The following is a 20,082-nucleotide window of genomic DNA, read 5'->3' as shown; positions in this document are numbered from 1 at the left end:
TCAGCGGGGTTTGCTGGCGGGCCACACGGCGACCAACAGCAACAACCCCGCGGCGACCAGATAGGGCAGGCGTGGCTCCAGGGCATAGATCAAGGTGCCCGCCAGGGGCCCGATCACCACGCCAAACCCTTGGGCGGCACCGATGCTGCCGGCCGTAGCGCCTTGTTCCGAGGCGTCCACCGCATTGGCGGCCAGGGCGGCGAACGACGGGAAAACCCAGCCCATGCCGCCGGCGGAAACGAAGAAGCACAGCCATAACCCCCAGGCCGTGTCGGCGAACATGCTGCCGGCAAATCCAGTACCGGCAATCACCGACCCCACGCGGATCAAGCGCAGGGGTGACCAGTCCAGCCGACGTACGATCAACTGCGAGCAAATCAACGCCAGGCCGACCATAGTCAGGGCGATGCCGGCGGTTTGTGCGGCATCGGCCGGCCCCATGCCCAGCTTGTCGATGGCGTAGAAACCCACGGTGATCTGGGCAATCGACACGCAGAGCATCGCGACAAACGCCACCGCCATGGGCCGGCGCAGGCGTGGATCATTCAGGCGAACGGTGCGGGGTGCTTGCTGGAGATGCAGTTCCTGGCCCTTGAGCTTGTAGCGCAGGACCAGAAAGGCCAGCAGTGGCAGCAGCGCCATGGCATAGAACGGCAAGCTCAGGCTGTAGCGTGACAGCAGCGCGGCAATGGCCGGCCCCATCACCAGCCCGCAGGCGTTGGCCGCCCCCAGCGCGGCCATGGAGCGGCCACGGTACTGGGGTTCGACGTTGTCGGCGATTAGTGCATTGCCGCCCACCGGAATGGCCGCGTAGAACACGCCGATGATGCCGCGCCCCAGCATCAAGCCAATGAACCCCAGCAGTGCCGAGGGCAGCAGGCGCAGCGCAACATCGATGAACAGGCATAGCGCCCAGTAGGCGAGGGTGAACCCGGCGGTGCCGAGCAACAGGATATGGCGACGGCCCAGGCGATCGCTGAGCTGGCCCCATGGCCGGGCCAGGACCATCCACAGCACCCCGGACACAGTCACCGCCGCGCCGGCTTGCCAGGTGGCCAGCCCGAGTATCCGTGAGATGGGGCCGATCATCGAAACGAACGCCATCATCGCCATGGTGCAGGCCATGTTGGCGAACATCAGCGGGCGCAGGTCGAAGGCGGCGGGCGTCAGTGCAGCATCGGCACTGGCGGTCGGGGTAGACATGTGAACTCTTCCATGATCAGTGTGCGATCTGAAACCTTATAGGCATATCGGTTTCACGCACAGTTTTATTAGTGACGCTGATGGCAGCCACGAGGCCGCCAATGCAAAAGCCCCGTCACTGAGATGTAATGTTGTTCAGTTAAGGAGATGAGACCGCATCTTGTAGGAGCGAGCTTGCTCGCGATGAACTCAAGGACTACGCGGTTACTCGGAGAGTACGCGTAATCGTTAACGTCCATCGCGAGCAAGCTCGCTCCAAAGGTCGGCGTTCGCTTAACTGAACAGCATCACGTCACAGGGACGGGGCTTTGCTTGCGGCTTGAAGCGTGCTGCTAAAGGCTGCCTTTAGAACACCACGCCCTGGCTGCGCAGGTAGTCGTCGTAGGTACCGCTGAAGTCGGTTACGCCGCTTGGGCTCAGCTCGATGATTCGAGTGGCCAGGGACGATACGAATTCACGGTCGTGGCTGACGAAGATCAGCGTGCCTGGGTAGTTTTCCAGCGCCAGGTTCAGCGCTTCGATGGATTCCATGTCCAGGTGGTTGGTCGGTTCGTCCATCACCAGCACGTTTGGTTTTTGCAGGATCAGCTTGCCGAACAGCATGCGACCTTGCTCACCACCGGAGATCACCTTGACCGACTTCAGGATCTCGTCGTTGGAGAACAGCATGCGGCCCAGGGTGCCACGCACCAGTTGCTCGCCACCGGTGGTCCAGCGACCCATCCAGTCGAACAGGTTGGATTCGTCTTCGAAGTCCGAAGCGTGGTCCTGTGCGTAGTAGCCGATTTCCGCGGCTTCGGTCCATTTCACGCTACCGGCATCCGGGCTCAGCTCGTTGACCAGGGTGCGCAGCAGGGTGGTCTTGCCGATACCGTTCGGGCCGATGATCGCCACGCGCTCGCCGGCTTCAACGGTGAAGCTGAAGTCCTTGAACAGGGTCTTGCCGTCAAAGCCCTTGGCCATATGCTCGACGATGACTGCCTGGCGGTGCAGCTTTTTGGTCTGCTCGAAACGGATGAACGGGCTGACACGGCTCGAAGGCTTGACCTCGGCCAGCTGGATCTTGTCGATCTGCTTGGCACGGGACGTGGCCTGCTTGGCTTTCGAGGCGTTGGCCGAGAAGCGGCTGACGAACGATTGCAGCTCCGAGATCTGTGCTTTCTTCTTGGCGTTGTCCGACAACAATTGCTCGCGGGACTGGGTCGCCACGGTCATGTATTCGTCGTAGTTGCCCGGGAACAGGCGCAGTTCGCCGTAGTCCAGGTCGGCCATGTGGGTGCAGACGCTGTTCAGGAAGTGACGGTCGTGAGAGATGATGATCATCAGGCTCGAACGCTGGGTCAGCACGTTTTCCAGCCAACGGATGGTGTTGATATCCAGGTGGTTGGTCGGTTCGTCGAGCAGCAGCACTTCCGGATCGGAGAACAACGCCTGAGCCAGCAGGACACGAAGTTTCCAGCCCGGCGACACTTCGCTCATCGGCCCGAAGTGTTGCTCGATGCCGATACCCAGGCCCAGCAGCAGTTCACCGGCGCGGGATTCGGCGGTGTAGCCGTCCATTTCGGCGAATTCGGTTTCCAGCTCCGCAACCGCCATGCCGTCTTCTTCGGTCATTTCCGGCAGCGAGTAGATGCGGTCGCGCTCGGCCTTGACCTTCCACAGCTCTTCGTGACCCATGATGACGGTGTCGATCACGCTGAATTCTTCGTAGGCGAACTGATCCTGGCGCAGCTTACCCAGACGCACGTTCGGCTCGAGCATGACCTGGCCGCCGGACGGGTCGAGGTCATCGCCGAGGATTTTCATGAAGGTCGACTTGCCGCAACCGTTGGCCCCGATCAGGCCATAGCGGTTACCTGCACCAAATTTGACCGAAACGTTCTCGAACAACGGCTTGGCGCCGAACTGCATCGTGATGTTAGCTGTGGAGATCAATTACTTTACCTATCAATGGGTTGCGGGCTGCACGTTTTTGCCTGATACCGACTCGATACCACTCTGGAGCTTTTCCAGTTCCGCCCGGTCTGAGCTTGAGTTCAGCCAACGCGCATACGTCGACAGCAACATCTGGACGCTACGGCCAGGTTGCTGAGCGATGAAGGCGGGGTTCATGTTGGACATTGAGCATATTGTCGCATAAGTACGACCGCAGTTGTACGGCGACCGACAAGGGATACCGGGCGCCTTGAGGGCCGGTCGTCACTGCTTGCGCCGATCTGGCGTCTGCTTGATGTACTCGCTGTTCCTGGATGGCGGAAAGATGAAAGGGGTTTCAAGGATCTTTCCTGTCCCTTTATTCCGACGTTCTGCGTACGTTTGGGCGACCTCCTGGGCGCTGTTCTGCTCGTTCGTTGAGCAGAATAACGCGTTCACTCTCCGTTTCCTTACGCTCCACCGCTTCCCCCAAGGCAATCCCGCGGCAGACGTGGACAGTCCTTGTTGCATACGAGCGCAAATGATAACGGCCGCGCAGGGCCGTTTGTAGCCGTTCTTTTTGGTGCCATGTTCGAGGATCTTGGCCAACTGGGCTAACACGTCATCCACGACTTCAGCGGGCACGCTTCCTGGCTTTTTCCACTTCGGTTATTCGCCGAACAGCAGTTGGGTATATTTCCTGGAGATGGCCCCACTGCGCTCTCCGTTCGCGCCATAGTAGCGATCTTCACGGCACAGCCGCTCCTTCACGTCGCAGAAAATCCCGTTGGCAAACGTGAACTCGGTCAGATCGACGTCGGGCATTGCGAACAGCGTGTTCGCAGCGGCCTTCTTGCCGAGATACTTTTCTGTCAGTTCGTGGGAAATCCCTTTGTCGTCGGCACATACATAGCGGTCGCAGAGCACGCCTGGCGCTGGCGACTGGTTGGCGGCTTGTTGTTTGGCATGAGCGGCCGGCATCACGCCGGCGGCCAACAACAGGGATAGGGAAATCGAAAGATACGGTTTGTTCATATGCTAGCTAAGCCTCCTGATCGGGTGCATAGGGTCCACAATGTGACCAGGATCGTCTACCTCCGATTCGAGTTTTACAGCCAACGCTAATGCGAGTATCCCTTCTGGTCAGCAACTGTATGCGTCCGGCAAAGTCATCCAGCGGGCTCCGCCAAGCCCGGAAAGGGTGCCCACCTGAATCGCGCGGACACCGTCGTCCTTGGCGTTGGGAGCAGGGCGGTGTGTTGGCCGCACGCTTACCTTGCTAGCGCTATTCGTCCACGCTGATGCCCGATCCCCCTAATTCACTGGGGACATCCTTCAGCTTGGGCAATCCATCCTTGATGCGCAGCACAGTCTCTTGATAATGGACGTGAACGCCTGGCGAGTACGCGAGATCCGGGATGACGGCGGCATACACGTCGATGAGCCCCATCCCCGGGTGTTCGGTGAAGAGGTGCCCGCCGCACGTCTTGCACCACTTGCGGTAACTCTGCGGCGTCTTGTTGTAGGTGCCAATATTGTCAGCACCCCGAGTCACTTGCACCGCCTCGGGCTTCCATAGCGTGAAGGCATTGACCGGCCCTGCTGACCAATGCCGACACGACTCGCAATGGCAGTAGCCCATCGCGGCCGGCTCGCCGCTGACTGTGAACTCGACTGCGCCGCAGAAACAGCTGCCCTTGTAAGACTGTTCAATACTCATGGAATGACTCCTTGACCCATTGTCAGGCCATGCCACTGGACATGGCATGGAGCGTCTGAACGTTGCCCACCTTCACTCGTCAATGTAGCGCACCGCTGTCGCCGGCGTGCGCCGCACCTGCAGTTCAAAAATGTCAGGGCGCGCGTAGTGCCCGGTAACGTCGAGCGTCCGCCGCGCTGGCGCCACGAGTGTGACGTCGATGTCCGCATACAGGATGCCGGCCTCTCGGTGTAACGGGCCGGCTTTGATCCGGCCTTGGGGATCGACCACCACCGAGTCGCCGTCGTTGATCCATTCGTCCGGATCGGGAAACAGCTGCGTACGCGCCGGGAAGTCGTCGGGGATGTCGCTGCCGCGCAGCAACGTGCCGCTGCCGAGCACCCAACAGCGGCCCTCGAGTGCAATGTGGCGCATTGTGCTGATCCAGCCATCGCCACTGTCGTACGTGGGGGCGACGTAGATCTCCACCCCTTGGGCATACAGTGCATAGCGTGCCAGCGGCATGTAGTTTTCCCAGCAGATGAGCGTGCCAACGCGGCCGGCCGGTGTGTCGACCGTGCGCAACCCGCTTGCATCACCGAAGCCATGTACCATGCGCTCGGGATTGGTTGGCATCAGCTTGCGATGTCGGTTGAGCACGTCGCCGTTCGCTCCGATAACGACTACGCTGTTGTAGAGCGTGCCGCCGCCATGGCGCCGGTCGCATTCATTGATGCCGCACACGATCGTCACGGCGTGAACCCTGGCGGCCTCGCACAATTGGCTCAGGTCACCGCTCGCGATATCGACGGCGTTGGCCAGCAGCCGCGCATGCAACTGGCCCATTAAAGCCCCGTCCGTTCCCGCCGCCAGCCGCCAGATCCATGACGGGTAACCTGGAATGAACTGTTCGGGCAAAACGATCAGCGAGGCTCCCGCAGCCGCAGCCTCGGCGACCGATTGCACGGCCCGGGCGATTGTCGCGCTGCGATCGAGCAGCACTGGCGGGCGCTGAATGATGGCGATCATCGTCATGGCGTTCTCCTGTGGCGGTAGGCTTTCGAAGGTCTCAGCGTGCGCGTGACGAGGTCGCGAGGCTAGTTCAGAATCTGAAGCGTTGCAGTGGCGGAGTCCTGGCGATGGAAGAGAGCTACGGTCAGTTCTGCACGGTCGCACGCGGTGCTGAAGCACTGTGCGAGCGCTGGACACCTTTGGTCGTGCGCGAGTTGCTGTGCGGCAGTAAGCGCTTCAATGAACTGCACCGAGGCGTACCACGGATGTCCACCAGCCTGCTGGCACAGCGGTTGCGCCATCTGGAAGGTATCGGTGTCGTGCATCGCACGGCCGCAGGCAAAGTCTGGGAGTACAGCCTGACCGAGGCGGGCGAGGATTTGCGCCCCATCATCATGGCGCTCGGCCATTGGGGCGCGCGCTGGATTGGCAGTCGCCTGCGCGACGACGAACTCGACGCGGGCCTGCTCATGTGGGATGTGCGCCGATTTGCGCACATTGAGGCGTTCCCGTCCCGACCGGTGGTCATCCACTTCAGGTTCCGCGACGCGCGGCCCGGCGAGCAAGCGTGGTGGCTCGTGGTCGAACAGGGGGTGGCAGACCTGTGCCGCGACGATCCCGGACGCGACCTGACGCTGGTCGTGGACTCTAGCGTGCGCGCGTTGACCGAGGTCTGGACTGGCGACCGCACACCGCAGGAGGTGCTTCAGTCGCGAGAGCTGCGTGTAGACGGCGCCGCGCAGGATGCGAAAAACCTGTGGCGCTGGCTTGGCACGAGCGCGTTCGCCGGTACCCGCAGCGCCGTACTCTAGCCCTGGCGACGGCCATTGCGAAACCATCTCCCACGGTCGACAAACACGGCCATCAGCCCCCGGATTCTACCGCGGCACGTTTGACCGCAGCCGTTCGAAACCGCCTGGAAGGACGCTAGAGGCCACTGAACAGGCCGATGATCAAGGCGTTGAGCAGGTCAATGAAAAAGCCGCACACCAACGGTACGATGAGGAAGGCCTGGTGAGCCGCACCGTACTTCTGGGTCACGGTTGTCATGTTGACGATGGCGGTCGCCGTGGAGCCGAGGGTAATGCCGCCGAATCCCGAGGCGATCACGCTGGCTTCGTAATCACGGCCCATGAAGCGGAAGACCACCAGTAGCGTATAGGCAATGCTCAATGTGATCTGCAGGGTCAATGTGCACAGGATAAACATCAGCGCGCCGCTGAGTTGCCATAACTGAAGCCCCATCAGGGCCATGGTCAGAAACATCCCCAGGCAGATATCGGAGATCAGCGACAAGCCCTGGCTGGCGCCGCTCCAGGTTTTCAGGCGCTGTTCGCCGATCAGGGCCAACACCAGGTGGTGAATGACGATGCCCGCGAACAGGCAGCTGACAAAGTTGGGGAGAGTGACCCCGGCCTTGACCAGCAGCAGGTTGAGTCCGTAGCCGAGCATCAGGGTCAGGTTGAGCCACATCCAGGCCCAGAGCACATCGTAATAATCCAATGGCTTGCTCGGCTGTGTCTCGAGAATGCCGACTTCCAGTGCGAGATCCTTTGAGGGCGTTAGTTGATAACGGCGGATCAAACGGTTGGCGATAGGGCCACCGATCACGCAAGCGGCAATCAGGCCAATGGTGTTGCTGGCGATTCCCAGTTCATGCGCGTTCTGGATGCCCAGCTTTTCGACGAACAGCGGCGCCCAGGCCAGCGTGGTGCCAACGCCTCCCGTGAGGGCAATCGAACCTACCATCAGGCCTGCCTTGGGATCCAGCCCGAACGCCTCGGCCACACTCATGCCCAGGAGGTTTTGCAGGATGATGAACACGCCGGCGAGCACGACCAGGATCAGCAGCGGGCGCCCACCCTTGATCAGTTGGCGTACATCCGATTTGAGGCCGATGCCGGCAAAGAAATACAACAGCAGTGTGTCGCGTACCTGCAGCTCGAATTCGATCTGGATGTTGAGACCGTAGTAGAGCAGGGTAGTTACCGCTGCGCAGATGAAGCCACCGACGACCGATTCGGGAATGCAGTATTGGCGCAGCAAGGTGGTGTGCTGGACGATGGTCTTGCCGAGAAACAGCAGCACGATGGCGAGCGTGAAGCTCACGAGACCATGAACAGGAAAAAGCTGGGCGGTCATCGATAGCCTATTTATGAACCTGAAAAAAGTATTATTCAGACCCGGCCGAACAATACCCAGACATTTGTCAATGAAAGTGGAGGTAGTGGCGCAGGGCGTGCTGACGTTCGTTCGTGGCTGTGGATTCAACCCGTCAATGCAACAGACGGGTTGAATCGTTCAGCGGGTGCCGCCACATCAGTTAGCGCCCGGCGCGTTTTTCCAGGCTCTGCACGGTGTGCTTGATCACGTCCATTACCGCCGCGGTCATCACGGCGGTCGAGACGCCAAACATCAGGATGCCGTTGGCCGCTTCCATGGGGCCCAACAGGCGCCAGGACGGGGACATGACCATGTCGCCGTAACCCAGGGTCGCGAAGTTGACGCCTGAGTGATACACGGCAGTGGTGTAATCATCGAATTCGCCGATCAGCATGAACAGCGCGGCCCAGATGCCGATTTGCACAAAGTTGCCGATCAGCATCAGCAGCATCGCGGTCGACAACAGGACCATGTTCATCCATTGCGAGATCCGTCCGGCATGGGCTTCACGGATTCTCACGTATTGGCGCAGGCAGACGGTCACGAAAACGCCTTGCAGCAGCAGGCAGAGCAACATCACGGGTATACCGGCCAGCAGATTGTGCAGCATTGCAATTTCCTCAGTGGGCGCGTTTAGGGGCGGGTCGGCGTTGCTCGAGCCAATACACCATCAGGCAGGCATAGAGGGTGACGACGATGAACAGCCCCATGCGCATGGCAAACGCGGTGTAGACGTCCTTGCCGGCGGCACTGTCCTGTACCGACTGGCCCAGCAGGATGATCATGGTGATCAGGGTATTGAGCCAGAAGCCGGGGGTCTGCAATGTCGGACTCAGGCGATACAGCTTGCGCCCGACCAGCAAGCCGAACAGCAGCATCCACAGGAAAAACATCCATAAGTGCACGAACAGGCTGAGCGCGCACCAGAACGCGATGGCCAGCACGCCGCCGAGCAGTGTCGACCCCAGGAGTTCGTGAGCGGCGTTGCGTGCGTTTGTCGTGGAGCTTTGCTGCCCCAGGCTGACCGCCTTGAGGATGATCGGCAGGTATTTGCTCGGGTCGATCAGGGCCAGCAGGAAGGTAGGGATCACGATCAAGGTGGCGCGCAACGCCACTCGGTTGACTTCCTCGGGCGGCATGGCGGCCGTGGCGGGTGGTCGCGCGGGCTGGGCCGGTTCGGGAAACAGCCAATGGCTGCACGTTACGGCCAGCACGGCGAGCGACAAGCCACTGACCATTGCGGCGATGACCGCGACCGCCGCCCCGAAATCGGCGACACCGGCTGCCGAAATCATGGTCAAGCCAATCATCAGAAAAGTGACGATCAGGTTGTTGCCGCCCTGCAGGCCGTGGCGGAATGCCAGGAACAACCCCAGGCTGATCAGCAGGACCCCGGTTGCCGGGTAGTAATCGAGCACAGGGATCAGCAGCAGTCCGCAACCGGTGGTCAACATCACCGCCAGTGCCAGGCCGACCCCGGCCTTGAAGGATAACGGCCGGTTTGCCATGCCCAGCAGCAGGCACAACACCGGCGCGAGGAAGGGGATCGAGAGTTCCATCGCGAAGCTGATCGCCAGGCACAACGCCGTGCCCGTCGCCAGGCGCAGAGTACGTTGGGCACGAGGATCATGCTTAGTAGGCATAGGACAGCCAGCTCATGAATCGCAGGAACACGCGGCCGATCGGGTTCAGCGGGTTGCCGGAGCTAGGGAAGGCCATCACCTCGGCCTGCCCGCCGGAACGAATGCCACGCAGATCACGCAGTTCGCCCAGTGCACCGGGGGCGAACTCGATAATCACCGGGAAGCGCTGCGCCGGACGCAACCAGTCGCGGCTGTTCTGCACCGTCGGCAGTGAGCCGGGAGGTGTGCTCTGGCCGACACTCACGCCATAACCGATACTGCGCACCCGGCCTTCGAAGACCTCGCCAGGCAGGGCGTCGAGGACAATGGAGACCGGGGTGTCCGGGGCCACCAGGCCCAGGTTGTTCTCGGTCATGTCGGCGCTGATCCACACGTCGTGGATGGCGATCAGGGTCATGACCGGGTTGCCGGCGGCGGCAAATTGCCCGACATCGGTGCGCAAGTCGGTGATCAACCCCGCAGAACTGGCGCGCACCTGGGTGTTGGCCAGATCCAGTTGGGCTTTTTCCAGGGCCGAGGCGGCGCTGCGCAGCATCGCGTTGTCTTCGTCACTGCCACCTTCCGTTTCGCGGGCTCGTTGCACTTCGGCCCGCGCGGCGGCGACCTGGCTGACCGCCTGCTCACGATTGGCCCGCGAAACTTCCAGCAGGCGTACGGAGATCGTCCCCGGGTCCTGGCGGTACAGGCCCTCGAGGCGCTGATTGTCCTGCTTGGTCTTGAGTTCGTTGGCCTGGGCGGCGCGCAAGGAGGCTTGTGCCGAGGCAATCCCGGCCGTGCTGGCAGCAATCTGGCGACGAGTCGAGTCAAGGTCCGAGCGCGCGCGATCGACGGCGATCTGGTACGGCTGCTGATCCACCTCGAACAGCACATCGCCGGCCTTGACGTCCTGGTTGTTGCGGACATTGACCCGGATCACCCGGCCCGAAACTTCCGAGGCGACCGGAATCACAAAGGCCCCTACGCGGGCCTGTTGCGTATAGGGGGTGAAGCGGTCGGCCAGCAGGTACCAGGCCAGGCTCAGCACAATCAGCAGCAACACCCATTTGACGCCCTTATTCACCGGATCGGCCACCGGCTCTGGCGTCTTGGCGGCGGGCTGGGGGGCTTCAGTCATGGTCGTTTACCTTGTTTGGCGCGAGAGGGGACGGTGGTGCGGGGGTGGACTCATCCAGCATGTCGCCCCAGTCGGTGCGTTTTTCCATCAGTTGGCGAGTGCCGGGATCGACTTTCGGCAGGGCGCTGTACCAACCGCCACCCAGCGACTTGTACAGGGCAATCAAGTTGCTCACGGCATCGGCGCGACTGAGCAGATAGTTGTCCTCTTGCTGCAGCAAGGCACGTTGGGAGTCCAGCACCCGCTGGAAGTCCGAGTAGCCTTCCCGATACAGGGCATTGGCCAGCACCAGCGAACGCTTGGCCGCCAGGGCCGAGTCGCGCAGGATGCGCTCGCGTTCAAGCGCCTTGTTCAAGCCGGTGGCGGCGTCGTCGGCCTCGCGCGCGGCCTGGCGGACTTTGTCGCGGTAGGCCTCGATCAATTGTTGAAGGCGGGCATCCTGCACCCGCACATTGTTAGTGATCTGCCCGAAGTCGAAGACATTCCAGCGCAAGCTGGGGCCGCCCACCAGGTCCAGGCTATTGGAGGTGCCACCCAGCGAGTTGGCGGACCAGGCAATGCTGCCCAGCAGCGACAACGAGGGATAGAAGTCGGACTCGGCCACGCCAATCAGGGCTGACTGGGCCGCGACGTTCAGTTCGGCGGCGCGCACGTCCGGTCGGCGTAACAGCAGTTCGGCCGGCACGTCCTGCAGCACCGCCCGGTCAACCAGCGGGATCAGGCCGGTGTTGGTCACCAGCATGGACAGGGCGCTGGGCGGCTGGCCAATGAGTACGGCCAGCGCGTTGCGGGCACGCAACGCCTGGTCTTCAAGGCTGGGAATGCTGCTCAGGGTACCCAGGTACTGGGTCTTGGCCTGTTGCACGTCGAGCTCGGCACTTTGCCCGCTCTGGAACAGTTTCTCGGTAATCTCAAAGCTGCGCTTTTGTTGCTCCGCGTTGTCGCGGGCTACACGCAGTCGGGCTTCGGTGGTGCGCAAGGCAAAGTAGGTATCGGCCACTTGTGCGCGCAACAGCACAAGGACGTCCTCATAGTTGGCCTGGGCGGCGAAGTAGCTGGCATCGGATGACTCGATGGCGCGACTGAAGCGCCCCCAGAAATCCATCTCCCAGCCAATATCGTAGCCGGCGCTGTATTGCCAGAAATGACTGTCTTGCGGGTTGCGGCCCGCCGACTGGTCGCGATCAACATACAGGCTGTCGGCGCCGACCTGTTGCACCTGCGGGTAGCGCCCGGCTTGGGCGATACCCAGTTGCGCGCGGGCCTCCATCACCCGCAAGCCGGCAATCTTCAGATTCGAGTTGTGGGCGTCCGACTCGGCAATCAGGCGATCGAGCACCGGGTCGGTGAATATCTGCCACCACTGGCGCAAGTCCGGGTTCTGTGCGCGTTGGCTGGCCCGCTCGACCGGCGGGCTGCTCCAATGCTCCATCCACGGCTCGGCCGGCGGCTTAAAGTCCGGTCCCACCTGCATGCAACCGCTGAGGCCAAGTGCGCCGATCAACAGTAACCGCCCGGGACCGGATAGGGACATGCTATGCGTCATGTCGCGTCAGGCCTTCGTCTGGTCGCTCGACCCCTTGTCTTGCGGTTGGTCACCAACCCATTGCCAGAACAGTTGATAGGCAACCGCCAGCACGACCGGGCCGATAAACAGACCAATGATGCCCCCGGTGACCATGCCGCCCAATGCGCCGATCAACACCACCGGCATCGGTACATCGACACCACGTCCCAGCAGCAGTGGCTTGAGGACGTTATCGACCAGGCCTGCGACAAACACAAAGATGGAAAACACAATGGTCCCGGTAGTCGGACCGTCAGTGGCGAAGGCGAAGATGATCACCGGAATGGTAATCAGGGTCGCTGGCAGCTGCATGATGCCCAGCAGCAGTACCGCCAGGGCCAGCAGGCCTGCACCGGGAATGCCCTTGAATATCAGGCCGGCACCCACCAGCAGCATTTGAATGAAGGCGATACCGATCACACCCAGCGCCACTGCGCGAATGGTGGCGGTGCACAGTACGGTGATGCTAGGGCCCCGGTCCGGGCCGCAAATGCGCGAAACAATGCTCACCGCGCTCCGGCTACCGGCTTGGCCATAGGCCATGAAGATCCCCGCGATGATCAGGGCGAAGATGAAAATCAGGAAGCCCATGCTGGCTCCGGCAAGCTTGCCCAGCAGCGAGAGGCTGAAGCCCTTGATTTCGGGGATGTACTTTTGTATCAGCAGGGGCAGGTCGTTGGAGGCTTGCATCCACAGGGCATTCAGGGGTTTGCCTACCAATGGCCAACTGGCAAGGGCCTCGGGTGGTGGTGGAACCTGAACGGTATCGCTCTTGACGACGGCGATGGCACTTTCCACCGAGTCCACCAGGGACGTACCCAGCAGATAGATCGGCACCATCAGGATGGCAACGGCGATCAGTACGAGCAGGGTGGCGGTGTGTCCGCTGCTCAGGCCCAGTCGGTTCTTGAACTTGATATGCAGTGGATAGAGAGTGATTGCCAGGATGATCGACCACAGCATCAAATCCAGGAACGGACTGAAAATGCGGAAGCAGAACATCGCCAGAATGGTGAGTAGTCCTGCTCGAATCAGTACATCAAGCATATTCCGAGACAAACTCTTCTCGGTGATGGGCGAGGGGATCATGGGGAAGGCCTCCGACGGCGGTCAGCAAAGGTGTGAGGTGGCTAAATGCAGCATAGACGCTCAACTTGTACTAGATGGCGAATATGTGCGGGAATCGGAATAAGTGATCAGTCGCTTGATCGCGACCTCTTTGTCAGGAAGCGATGGTGGGACTGTCAGGAAGGGGGGGGCGTCACAAATCATCAAACACGTCCATGGGCATCGAGACCGACAAAAAAATGCCCCGCGTGTGCTTTCGCTTGCGCAGGGCAAAAAATTTCAAGAAAAGAAGGAGTGAGGAGGGTCAGCACCCGCCGGTACTCGTAGAGCGCCCGGGCGGAACAGCCGTGTCTCTTCCATTGGCTCCCCCGCTAACCGTCCTCGGCGCGCATTAGGGCGAAAATCGTGCTCGATGCCCAATCAATCTTTATCAAAAACAATTATTTACGGGGCGTGCAGCGCACCGCAACGCTGCGTTATCAGGTGCCGGGGCAGCGCACCAAAGGCCGGCAGAGTGTCTTCCATGATCAGGGGCAGGCTGCGGGAGCGCGCGATGTCGGTCGCGACGAACAGACGCCCCCGGCGACACAAAAACCATAAGGTTTTTCACACTTGGGTGTTAACCCTGAGTTACAAAGTATGTCTAAAATACCGGCCAATTGCCTTGAACTGGCACTTTGCTAAGCCTCTGGCTATTGAATTTCAGACGTTGCGTTCCGATCTGCCCAGTGGTGCGCAGCAGGTATTTCTCTGACGTGTGACGATTTTTCGTGAAGCTCATCTTTATTTCCCTCTACGTTTTATCCATCGCGTATGTGCATCTGCGTGGCCGTATCCGGCACAAGTTGGGTCGCCAGCTAAGCGATCACTCAAGCTTCCTGGCGCCGATCAACTGCTTCCTCTATCTGTTCTCCAGGCTCCCCAACAAGCCGTACCTGGACCCCGCTGATTTTCCGGACCTGAGCCCGTTGCAGGCCAACTGGCAGGCAATCCGCGCCGAAGGACAGAGCCTGCTGCGGGCCGGGGAGATCAAGCGTTCGGATCAATACGACGACGTGGGCTTCAACTCGTTCTTCAAGTCCGGCTGGAAGCGTTTTTATCTGAAGTGGTATGGCGACAGTCACCCCTCGGCCACCAAGCTGTGCCCCCTTACCACGGAGCTGGTGCAAAGCATCGGTTCGATCAAGGCCGCGATGTTCGCCGAGTTGCCACCGGGCTCCAGGCTGGTTCGCCATCGGGATCCGTATGCCGGCTGTTACCGTTACCACCTGGGCCTGGAAACGCCGAATGATGAAGGGTGCTACATCGACGTCGACGGCGAGCGCTATCACTGGCGCGACGGTGAGGCCGTGATGTTCGACGAGACCTACATCCACTATGCCGAGAACACCACCAGGCAGAACCGTATCATTCTGTTCTGCGACATCGAACGCCCCATGAAATACCGCTGGGCGGCGGCGTTCAATGGCTGGTTCAGCCGCACCGTGATGTCGTCTGCAGGTGCCCCCAACAATGCGGGCGACAGAACCGGTGGCTTGAATCGGGCATTCGGCAAGATCTACAAGATACGCCTGCGGGGCAAGGCGTTGAAAAAGAGCAACCGCACGCTCTACTACCTGGAAAAGTGGGCGATTTTCGGCGGGTTGCTGGCCATTATCGTGCTGATCTGAGGCGATCCCGCTGCCTGCCTCGATTCGTTGGCGCCAGGCACGGCGGTTTCCGACGGCAAGGTTCGTTGGTGTTACATCTTCTTTGGGAGTATTTCCTTCACAGCGTCGAACCCTGGGCGTAGCGTGGTATCGAACAACGTGTCTGCATGTATTGGAGGACCTCCACCATGAACAGGTTTGTCTTGGGTATCGCCGCGCTGACCTCAGGTCTGCTGGGTTCACTGGCGTTGGCGGGCGTAGAGGTCGACACCGGGGCTGCGGTGGCGGGGTATCCCGTACTGCTGGCGCAGAACCTTCCCGGCAGCCCCCAAAACAATCCCTACAACAGTCCGATTCGTCGAGTTAACCCCAACAGCATGCAGGGCACCCAGCCCGCTGCGCCGGCGATTCGCGCCCCCAACACCGTGCCGGTTCCCCGCCTGCCGACCCTGGATAACGGCGGCATTGGCAATGGCTATCCACGGCCCGGAGCCACGCCGCCGACGGTGAAACCCTATGTTTCCCCGGCACCTCCCCACAGAGACCCGGACACCAGTAACCGCTGAAAGGGGGGGGGCTCACCGCAGGTCGAACATCCATTTCAAAAGGAACTGAACATGTTGCGTAAATCGCTTCAGGCAACCTTGTGCGCCAGCGCGCTGCTGACCTCGATGCCGCTGCTCGCCGTGCAAACCCAACAGTTGCCGAGTGAACAGGGCACCCTCAAGGTCACGCAAGTCACTCGGGGCCTGGTGCATCCCTGGGCGCTGGCGTTCCTGCCCGACCAGCAGGGCATGCTGGTGACCGAGCGCCCCGGTGACCTGCGAGTGGTCAGTGCCGAGGGCAAGCGTTCAGCACCGCTCAGTGGCGTGCCCCAGGTGTGGGCCAAAGGCCAGGGGGGATTGCTCGACGTCGTGTTGTCGCCACAGTTCAAGGTCGATCGCATGGTCTATCTGTCCTACGCCGAAGGCGGTGGCGAGGACGGCAAGGCCGGCACGGCGGTGGGGCGTGGCCGCTTATCCGCGGACCTGACGGCGCTCAACGACTTCAGGGTGATTTTTCGCCAGGAGCCCAAGCTCTCCACCAGCAATCATTTCGGCTCACGGCTGGTGTTCGATCGCGACGGTTACCTGTTCATCACCCTGGGCGAGAACAATGTCCGGGAGACCGCCCAAGACCTCGACAAGCTTCAAGGCAAGGTCGTGCGAATCCATTCCGACGGGCAGGTACCGAAGGACAACCCCTTTGTCGGTCAAGCCGGAGTGCGCCCGGAAATCTGGTCATATGGCCAGCGCAATCCGCAAGGTGCGGCGCTGAACCCCTGGACTGGCGAGCTCTGGGAAAACGAGCACGGCCCCAGAGGCGGCGATGAGGTCAACCTCATCGAGCGAGGGGCGAACTACGGTTGGCCCACGGCGACCCACGGTATCGACTACTCGGGATTACCCATCCCCGAAGCCGGGGGCACAACCGCCGAGGGTACGGTGGGGCCGCTGCATGTCTGGGAGCAGTCGCCGGCAATCAGTGGCATGGCGTTCTACGACGCGGACCGCTTCAAGGCCTGGCAGCACAATCTGTTCATTGGCACCCTGGCGACCCGGGAGTTGATTCGCCTGCAACTCGATGGCGACAAGGTGGTGCATGAAGAGCGCTTGCTTGGCGAACTCAAGGCACGGATCCGCGACGTTCGCCAAGGGCCGGATGGTTATCTTTATATACTCACGGATGAAGACGACGGGGCGTTGTACAAGATCGGTCTGTAGGTGAGCGTACAGGGTGTGGGGGCATGAGGCCGCAGGCCGTGTCTGGTCGACACCCTTGCACTGACTGACACATCCGACGATGGTCGAGACATCCAGTACTTGAACCAGGGAGCGTTTGAATGAACACGCAAGACTCGATTGCCGCGATCGTCTACCGGGGTGAAGCGGTGGAGAACACCCATATGGCGCACATTGCCGTGGTCGACGCCCAAGGGCAGTTGCTGTGTGGCTTTGGTAACCCGCTTCGCATGACCCTGACCAGATCGGCGGTCAAGCCCGCTCAAGCATTGGCGATCCTGGAAACCGGTGCGTTGGAAGCATTTGGCCTGGATGAGTCGGACCTGGCTTTGATGTGCGCGTCACACAGCAGTGAAGAGCGGCATATTCGCCTGACGCGCGATCTGCTCGCAAAGTCGGGTGCCACCGAGGCGGACATGCGCTGTGGCGGTCACCCACCGATAGGCGATGCGGTCTATCTCGATTGGATCAGACGCGACTTTCAACCCACCCCCGCGTGCAGCAACTGCTCGGGCAAGCACGCGGGCATGCTGGCGGCGGCCAAAGCCCTGGGACAACCGCTGGAGGGGTATCACCTTGCGCAGCATCCGCTGCAACGCCGGGTGATGGACACCGTCGCCGCGGTCTGCGAAGTGCGCGCCGGAAGCATCCAATGGGCAATCGATGGCTGTAACCTGCCGACTCCCGCGTTTGCGCTCGACCGTCTGGCCTTGCTGTTTGCCAAACTGGCGGCGGCCAGTGACACCACGACGCCCCGTGAAGCCGCACTGGCGCGAATCTACCAGGCGATGACCCGGCACCCGGAACTGGTCGCCGGGGAGGGGCGTTTCTGCACTGCGCTGATGAAAGCCTACGCCGGCCAACTGGTGGGCAAGGTGGGGGCCGACGCCAGTTACGCCATTGGTGTGCGTGGCAGCGATGGCCAGCCGGCACGGGGTATCGCCGTGAAAGTCGAAGACGGTCACCAGGGTGTTTTGTATGCCGTGGTCTGTGAGGTGCTGGAACAGCTGAATATCGGTTCTGCCGAGCAACGCCAGCAACTCAGTGCCTGGCACCACCCCCCGATGATGAACACCATGAAGGTGCCAACGGGGCGAATGGCACTGACCTTTGCACTGGCTCCCCGTCAGGCATCAGACCCTGGGTCCATCACGCCTGTTGCGTAGCGACCGGGCGGGTCTTGCTGGTGCGAAGGCCGCGCACCACCAGGTACAACAGCGGCCCCGCGGAAACGAACACGGCGGTAAGCAGCAGGTATGGCAGTACGGACCACGCTGACTGGCCTCGGTCGCGGGCGTCCTTGTACATCCATATACCCGCCAGCGTGGCCAGCAGATAGAGGTCGATCACCACCTGGGCCGTGTCCGTGCGGGACATCAGGCCGATGCCGAAATCAATCAATGACTGTTCGGCCTGGAGCATCACGGCAAGGGTGTAGCCGGTAAAGGCGAGCAGGGCGATCAACGGTAGCGCGACAGACTTCATGGAGGCCTTCCTTGGGTCAATGAGCAGTTTTTGCAGACTAACTCACCGTAGGCAAAGTTGGCCATTGACTTGCCATCAGCACGCGGCTAATTTCCAGTCATGACTTTCACTGCACTGCGTTGCCAGCCAAGCATTATTACCGCCATTCCTGATTTGGCGGGCTAGCTGACGGCTGCACCGAACCCGCCCTTGAGGCGGGTTTTCATTTTCTGTCTCCGGGAGCCTTGAACACCACCAGGAGACGTTGATGGACACCCCGACGACCGCTCAGGCCCTGCTTGAGTATTACGTGAAAAAAATCCTCGCCGCCCCGGTTTACCAACTGGCGGTGCGCACGCCGTTGCAGGTCGCGCCGGCATTGTCCGAGGCGTTGGGCAACCAGATTCTGCTCAAGCGCGAAGACCTGCAACCGACCTTTTCCTTCAAGATTCGGGGTGCCTGCAACAAGCTGGCGCAACTGAGCGACGGACAAAAGGCCCGTGGCGTGATCACGGCGTCGGCCGGCAATCATGCGCAAGGTGTGGCGCTGGCGGCACGGGAACTGGGGATCGAGGCGACCATCGTCATGCCTACCTCAACCCCTGCGCTCAAGGTCATCGGAGTGCGTAGCCGTGGCGCGGATGCGGTGCTGCATGGCGACAGTTTTCCGTTCGCCCTGGAGTACGCCTTGAACCTGGCCCGGCAAACCGGTCGCACCTTCGTCTCGCCCTTCGACGACCCGGATGTGATCGCCGGCCAGGGCACCGTGGCCATGGAAATCCTGCGCCAACACCAGGGGCCGCTGGATGCGATTTTCGTTCCGGTGGGGGGCGGCGGCCTGATCGCCGGTATCGCGGCGTACGTCAAATACCTGCGGCCGGATATCCGCATCATCGGTGTGGAGTCCGAGCATTCCGCGTGCTTGCAGGCAGCATTGCAAGCGGGAGCACGGGTGGTGCTGCCGAGTGTGGGCATCTTCGCTGACGGTGTCGCGGTCGCGCAGATCGGCGCGTATGGCTTCCAGATCTGTCGCGATTACGTCGACCAGGTGTTGACTGTCAGCGATGATGAACTGTGCGCCGCGATCAGGAACATCTATGACGACACCCGCTCGATCACCGAGCCTTCCGGCGCGTTGGCCGTGGCGGGCATCAAGCAGTATGTCGCGCAACAGGGCGTGCGGGGGCAGACGCTGGTAGCGATCGATTCAGGCGCCAATATCAACTTCGACAGCTTGCGTCACGTGGCCGAGCGCGCTGCATTGAGCTGCGCGCGGGGAGACGGGGCGCTTTATTCTTGAGTCGCTTTTTCAACCTTGTCGGCGGCCGACCAGATCCGGTAGCGCACTTCGATGTCCTTGGGCACGTAGAGCACGATCGGCAGCTTGCTGTTGTAACGCAACATGAAGCCATCGCCGACCACCGGTACGAAGTCCTGTGTGCGCTTGCCATCGGGGCAGGCCATCAGGGTGCTCATCGGGCCGATGACATTATCCATGCGATAGAAGGGATAGCCCCAGCCTTCGAGGTTTTTCTCTTCGAGGATGCCACCCAAACGTTGCTGGTTGCAGTCCACGGCGAGGGTTTTGCCAGCGAGGATCTCGACCTGGTAATTGTTTTCACGGGCTTGCGGGGCAAGATGAATGACCTGGCGGGTAAAGCCACTTTCGGCTTTGGGGAAGGGCGCAACGTCTTCAAGTTTGGCCGCAACGGCCTGGGTGGACAGGCCGATCAGCAGAGCGGCCGTGGCGGTAAGGGTAGATGAGCGCATGACGCCTCCTTGCTTGTGGTTGATTCAAAAAACGCG

At 61.1% G+C, this 20,082-nt stretch carries 19 protein-coding genes and 1 pseudogene; 7 read left to right on the top strand and 13 right to left on the bottom strand.

Features of this window, described 5'->3' with window-relative positions:
• The 5 genes from CKW07_RS08035 to CKW07_RS08010 all read right to left on the bottom strand — a co-directional run bounded on the left by CKW07_RS08035 (position 1) and on the right by CKW07_RS08010 (position 5,851).
• Positions 1 to 1,203, bottom strand: a complete 1,203-nt coding sequence (locus CKW07_RS08035) for an MFS transporter (protein WP_095144402.1) — start codon at positions 1,201 to 1,203, stop codon at positions 1 to 3.
• A 345-nt stretch (positions 1,204 to 1,548) separates the two neighbouring features.
• Entirely contained in the window at positions 1,549 to 3,138 is a 1,590-nt protein-coding gene (locus CKW07_RS08030; RefSeq protein ID WP_095144401.1) for an ABC-F family ATPase, read from the bottom strand.
• A 648-nt stretch (positions 3,139 to 3,786) separates the two neighbouring features.
• Positions 3,787 to 4,152: a YcgJ family protein gene (locus CKW07_RS08020; RefSeq protein ID WP_095144399.1), complete on the bottom strand. Its 366-nt coding sequence runs from the start codon at positions 4,150 to 4,152 to the stop codon at positions 3,787 to 3,789.
• Between the two features lie 250 nt (positions 4,153 to 4,402).
• Positions 4,403 to 4,837 (bottom strand): GFA family protein, encoded by a 435-nt coding sequence (locus CKW07_RS08015; RefSeq protein ID WP_095144398.1) that lies wholly within the window; start codon positions 4,835 to 4,837, stop codon positions 4,403 to 4,405.
• 72 nt (positions 4,838 to 4,909) lie between these two features.
• Entirely contained in the window at positions 4,910 to 5,851 is a 942-nt protein-coding gene (locus CKW07_RS08010) for a carbon-nitrogen hydrolase family protein (protein WP_095144397.1), read from the bottom strand.
• 104 nt (positions 5,852 to 5,955) lie between these two features.
• On the opposite strand from CKW07_RS08010, the gene CKW07_RS08005 reads away from it, so the two are divergent.
• Entirely contained in the window at positions 5,956 to 6,639 is a 684-nt protein-coding gene (locus tag CKW07_RS08005; protein ID WP_095144396.1) for a helix-turn-helix domain-containing protein, read from the top strand.
• 115 nt (positions 6,640 to 6,754) lie between these two features.
• Here the strand turns inward: CKW07_RS08005 and gltS are convergent, their stop codons facing one another.
• The 6 genes from gltS to CKW07_RS07975 form a co-directional block, all read right to left on the bottom strand.
• The gene (gltS, locus tag CKW07_RS08000) at positions 6,755 to 7,969 is read right to left on the bottom strand and encodes a sodium/glutamate symporter (protein WP_095144395.1); all 1,215 of its coding nucleotides are present in this window, start codon (positions 7,967 to 7,969) and stop codon (positions 6,755 to 6,757) included.
• 181 nt (positions 7,970 to 8,150) lie between these two features.
• On the bottom strand, positions 8,151 to 8,600 hold the full coding sequence (locus CKW07_RS07995) for a potassium channel family protein (protein ID WP_095144394.1): 450 nt from the start codon (positions 8,598 to 8,600) through the stop codon (positions 8,151 to 8,153).
• Positions 8,601 to 8,610: 10 nt separating this feature from the next.
• The gene (locus tag CKW07_RS07990) at positions 8,611 to 9,633 is read right to left on the bottom strand and encodes a DUF2955 domain-containing protein (RefSeq protein ID WP_095144393.1); all 1,023 of its coding nucleotides are present in this window, start codon (positions 9,631 to 9,633) and stop codon (positions 8,611 to 8,613) included.
• Positions 9,623 to 10,747 carry an HlyD family secretion protein gene (locus tag CKW07_RS07985; RefSeq protein ID WP_095144392.1) on the bottom strand — a complete coding sequence of 375 codons (1,125 nt, stop codon included), beginning with the start codon at positions 10,745 to 10,747 and terminating at the stop codon, positions 9,623 to 9,625. The genes CKW07_RS07990 and CKW07_RS07985 overlap by 11 nt, the downstream gene beginning before the upstream one ends.
• On the bottom strand, positions 10,740 to 12,281 hold the full coding sequence (locus CKW07_RS07980; RefSeq protein WP_095144391.1) for an efflux transporter outer membrane subunit: 1,542 nt from the start codon (positions 12,279 to 12,281) through the stop codon (positions 10,740 to 10,742). The genes CKW07_RS07985 and CKW07_RS07980 overlap by 8 nt, the downstream gene beginning before the upstream one ends.
• 18 nt (positions 12,282 to 12,299) lie before the next feature.
• Entirely contained in the window at positions 12,300 to 13,403 is a 1,104-nt protein-coding gene (locus CKW07_RS07975; RefSeq protein ID WP_095144390.1) for an AI-2E family transporter, read from the bottom strand.
• 384 nt (positions 13,404 to 13,787) lie between these two features.
• Between CKW07_RS07975 and CKW07_RS25195 the strand changes: the two genes are divergently transcribed.
• From CKW07_RS25195 to CKW07_RS07955, 5 genes are all read left to right on the top strand, one after another.
• Complete coding sequence (locus CKW07_RS25195; RefSeq protein ID WP_141234437.1) at positions 13,788 to 13,982, top strand: hypothetical protein; 195 nt, start codon at positions 13,788 to 13,790, stop codon at positions 13,980 to 13,982.
• A 170-nt stretch (positions 13,983 to 14,152) separates the two neighbouring features.
• Entirely contained in the window at positions 14,153 to 15,052 is a 900-nt protein-coding gene (gene lpxO / locus CKW07_RS07970) for a lipid A hydroxylase LpxO (RefSeq protein ID WP_095144389.1), read from the top strand.
• Positions 15,053 to 15,219: 167 nt separating this feature from the next.
• Positions 15,220 to 15,597, top strand: a complete 378-nt coding sequence (locus CKW07_RS07965; RefSeq protein ID WP_095144388.1) for a hypothetical protein — start codon at positions 15,220 to 15,222, stop codon at positions 15,595 to 15,597.
• A gap of 51 nt (positions 15,598 to 15,648) precedes the next feature.
• Entirely contained in the window at positions 15,649 to 16,794 is a 1,146-nt protein-coding gene (locus CKW07_RS07960) for a PQQ-dependent sugar dehydrogenase (protein ID WP_095144387.1), read from the top strand.
• A 119-nt stretch (positions 16,795 to 16,913) separates the two neighbouring features.
• The gene (locus CKW07_RS07955; RefSeq protein ID WP_095144386.1) at positions 16,914 to 17,978 is read left to right on the top strand and encodes an asparaginase; all 1,065 of its coding nucleotides are present in this window, start codon (positions 16,914 to 16,916) and stop codon (positions 17,976 to 17,978) included.
• Here CKW07_RS07955 and CKW07_RS07950 read toward each other — a convergent pair.
• Positions 17,962 to 18,297 (bottom strand): DUF2834 domain-containing protein, encoded by a 336-nt coding sequence (locus CKW07_RS07950; RefSeq protein ID WP_095144385.1) that lies wholly within the window; start codon positions 18,295 to 18,297, stop codon positions 17,962 to 17,964. The genes CKW07_RS07955 and CKW07_RS07950 overlap by 17 nt on opposite strands.
• Before the next feature lie 247 nt (positions 18,298 to 18,544).
• On the opposite strand from CKW07_RS07950, the pseudogene ilvA reads away from it, so the two are divergent.
• Positions 18,545 to 19,540 (top strand): annotated as a pseudogene (ilvA, locus tag CKW07_RS07945) (threonine ammonia-lyase, biosynthetic); the annotation flags it as partial.
• 26 nt (positions 19,541 to 19,566) lie between these two features.
• Here the strand turns inward: ilvA and eco are convergent.
• The gene (gene eco / locus CKW07_RS07940; protein WP_095144383.1) at positions 19,567 to 20,046 is read right to left on the bottom strand and encodes a serine protease inhibitor ecotin; all 480 of its coding nucleotides are present in this window, start codon (positions 20,044 to 20,046) and stop codon (positions 19,567 to 19,569) included.
• Positions 20,047 to 20,082: the final 36 nt, after the last annotated feature.

Origin of the sequence: Pseudomonas sp. Irchel s3b6 (genome assembly GCF_900187415.1) — a bacterium.
Lineage (GTDB): Bacteria > Pseudomonadota > Gammaproteobacteria > Pseudomonadales > Pseudomonadaceae > Aquipseudomonas.
Note: the sequence above shows the minus strand (reverse complement) of the source record. Positions and strands in the feature narration are given on the sequence as shown.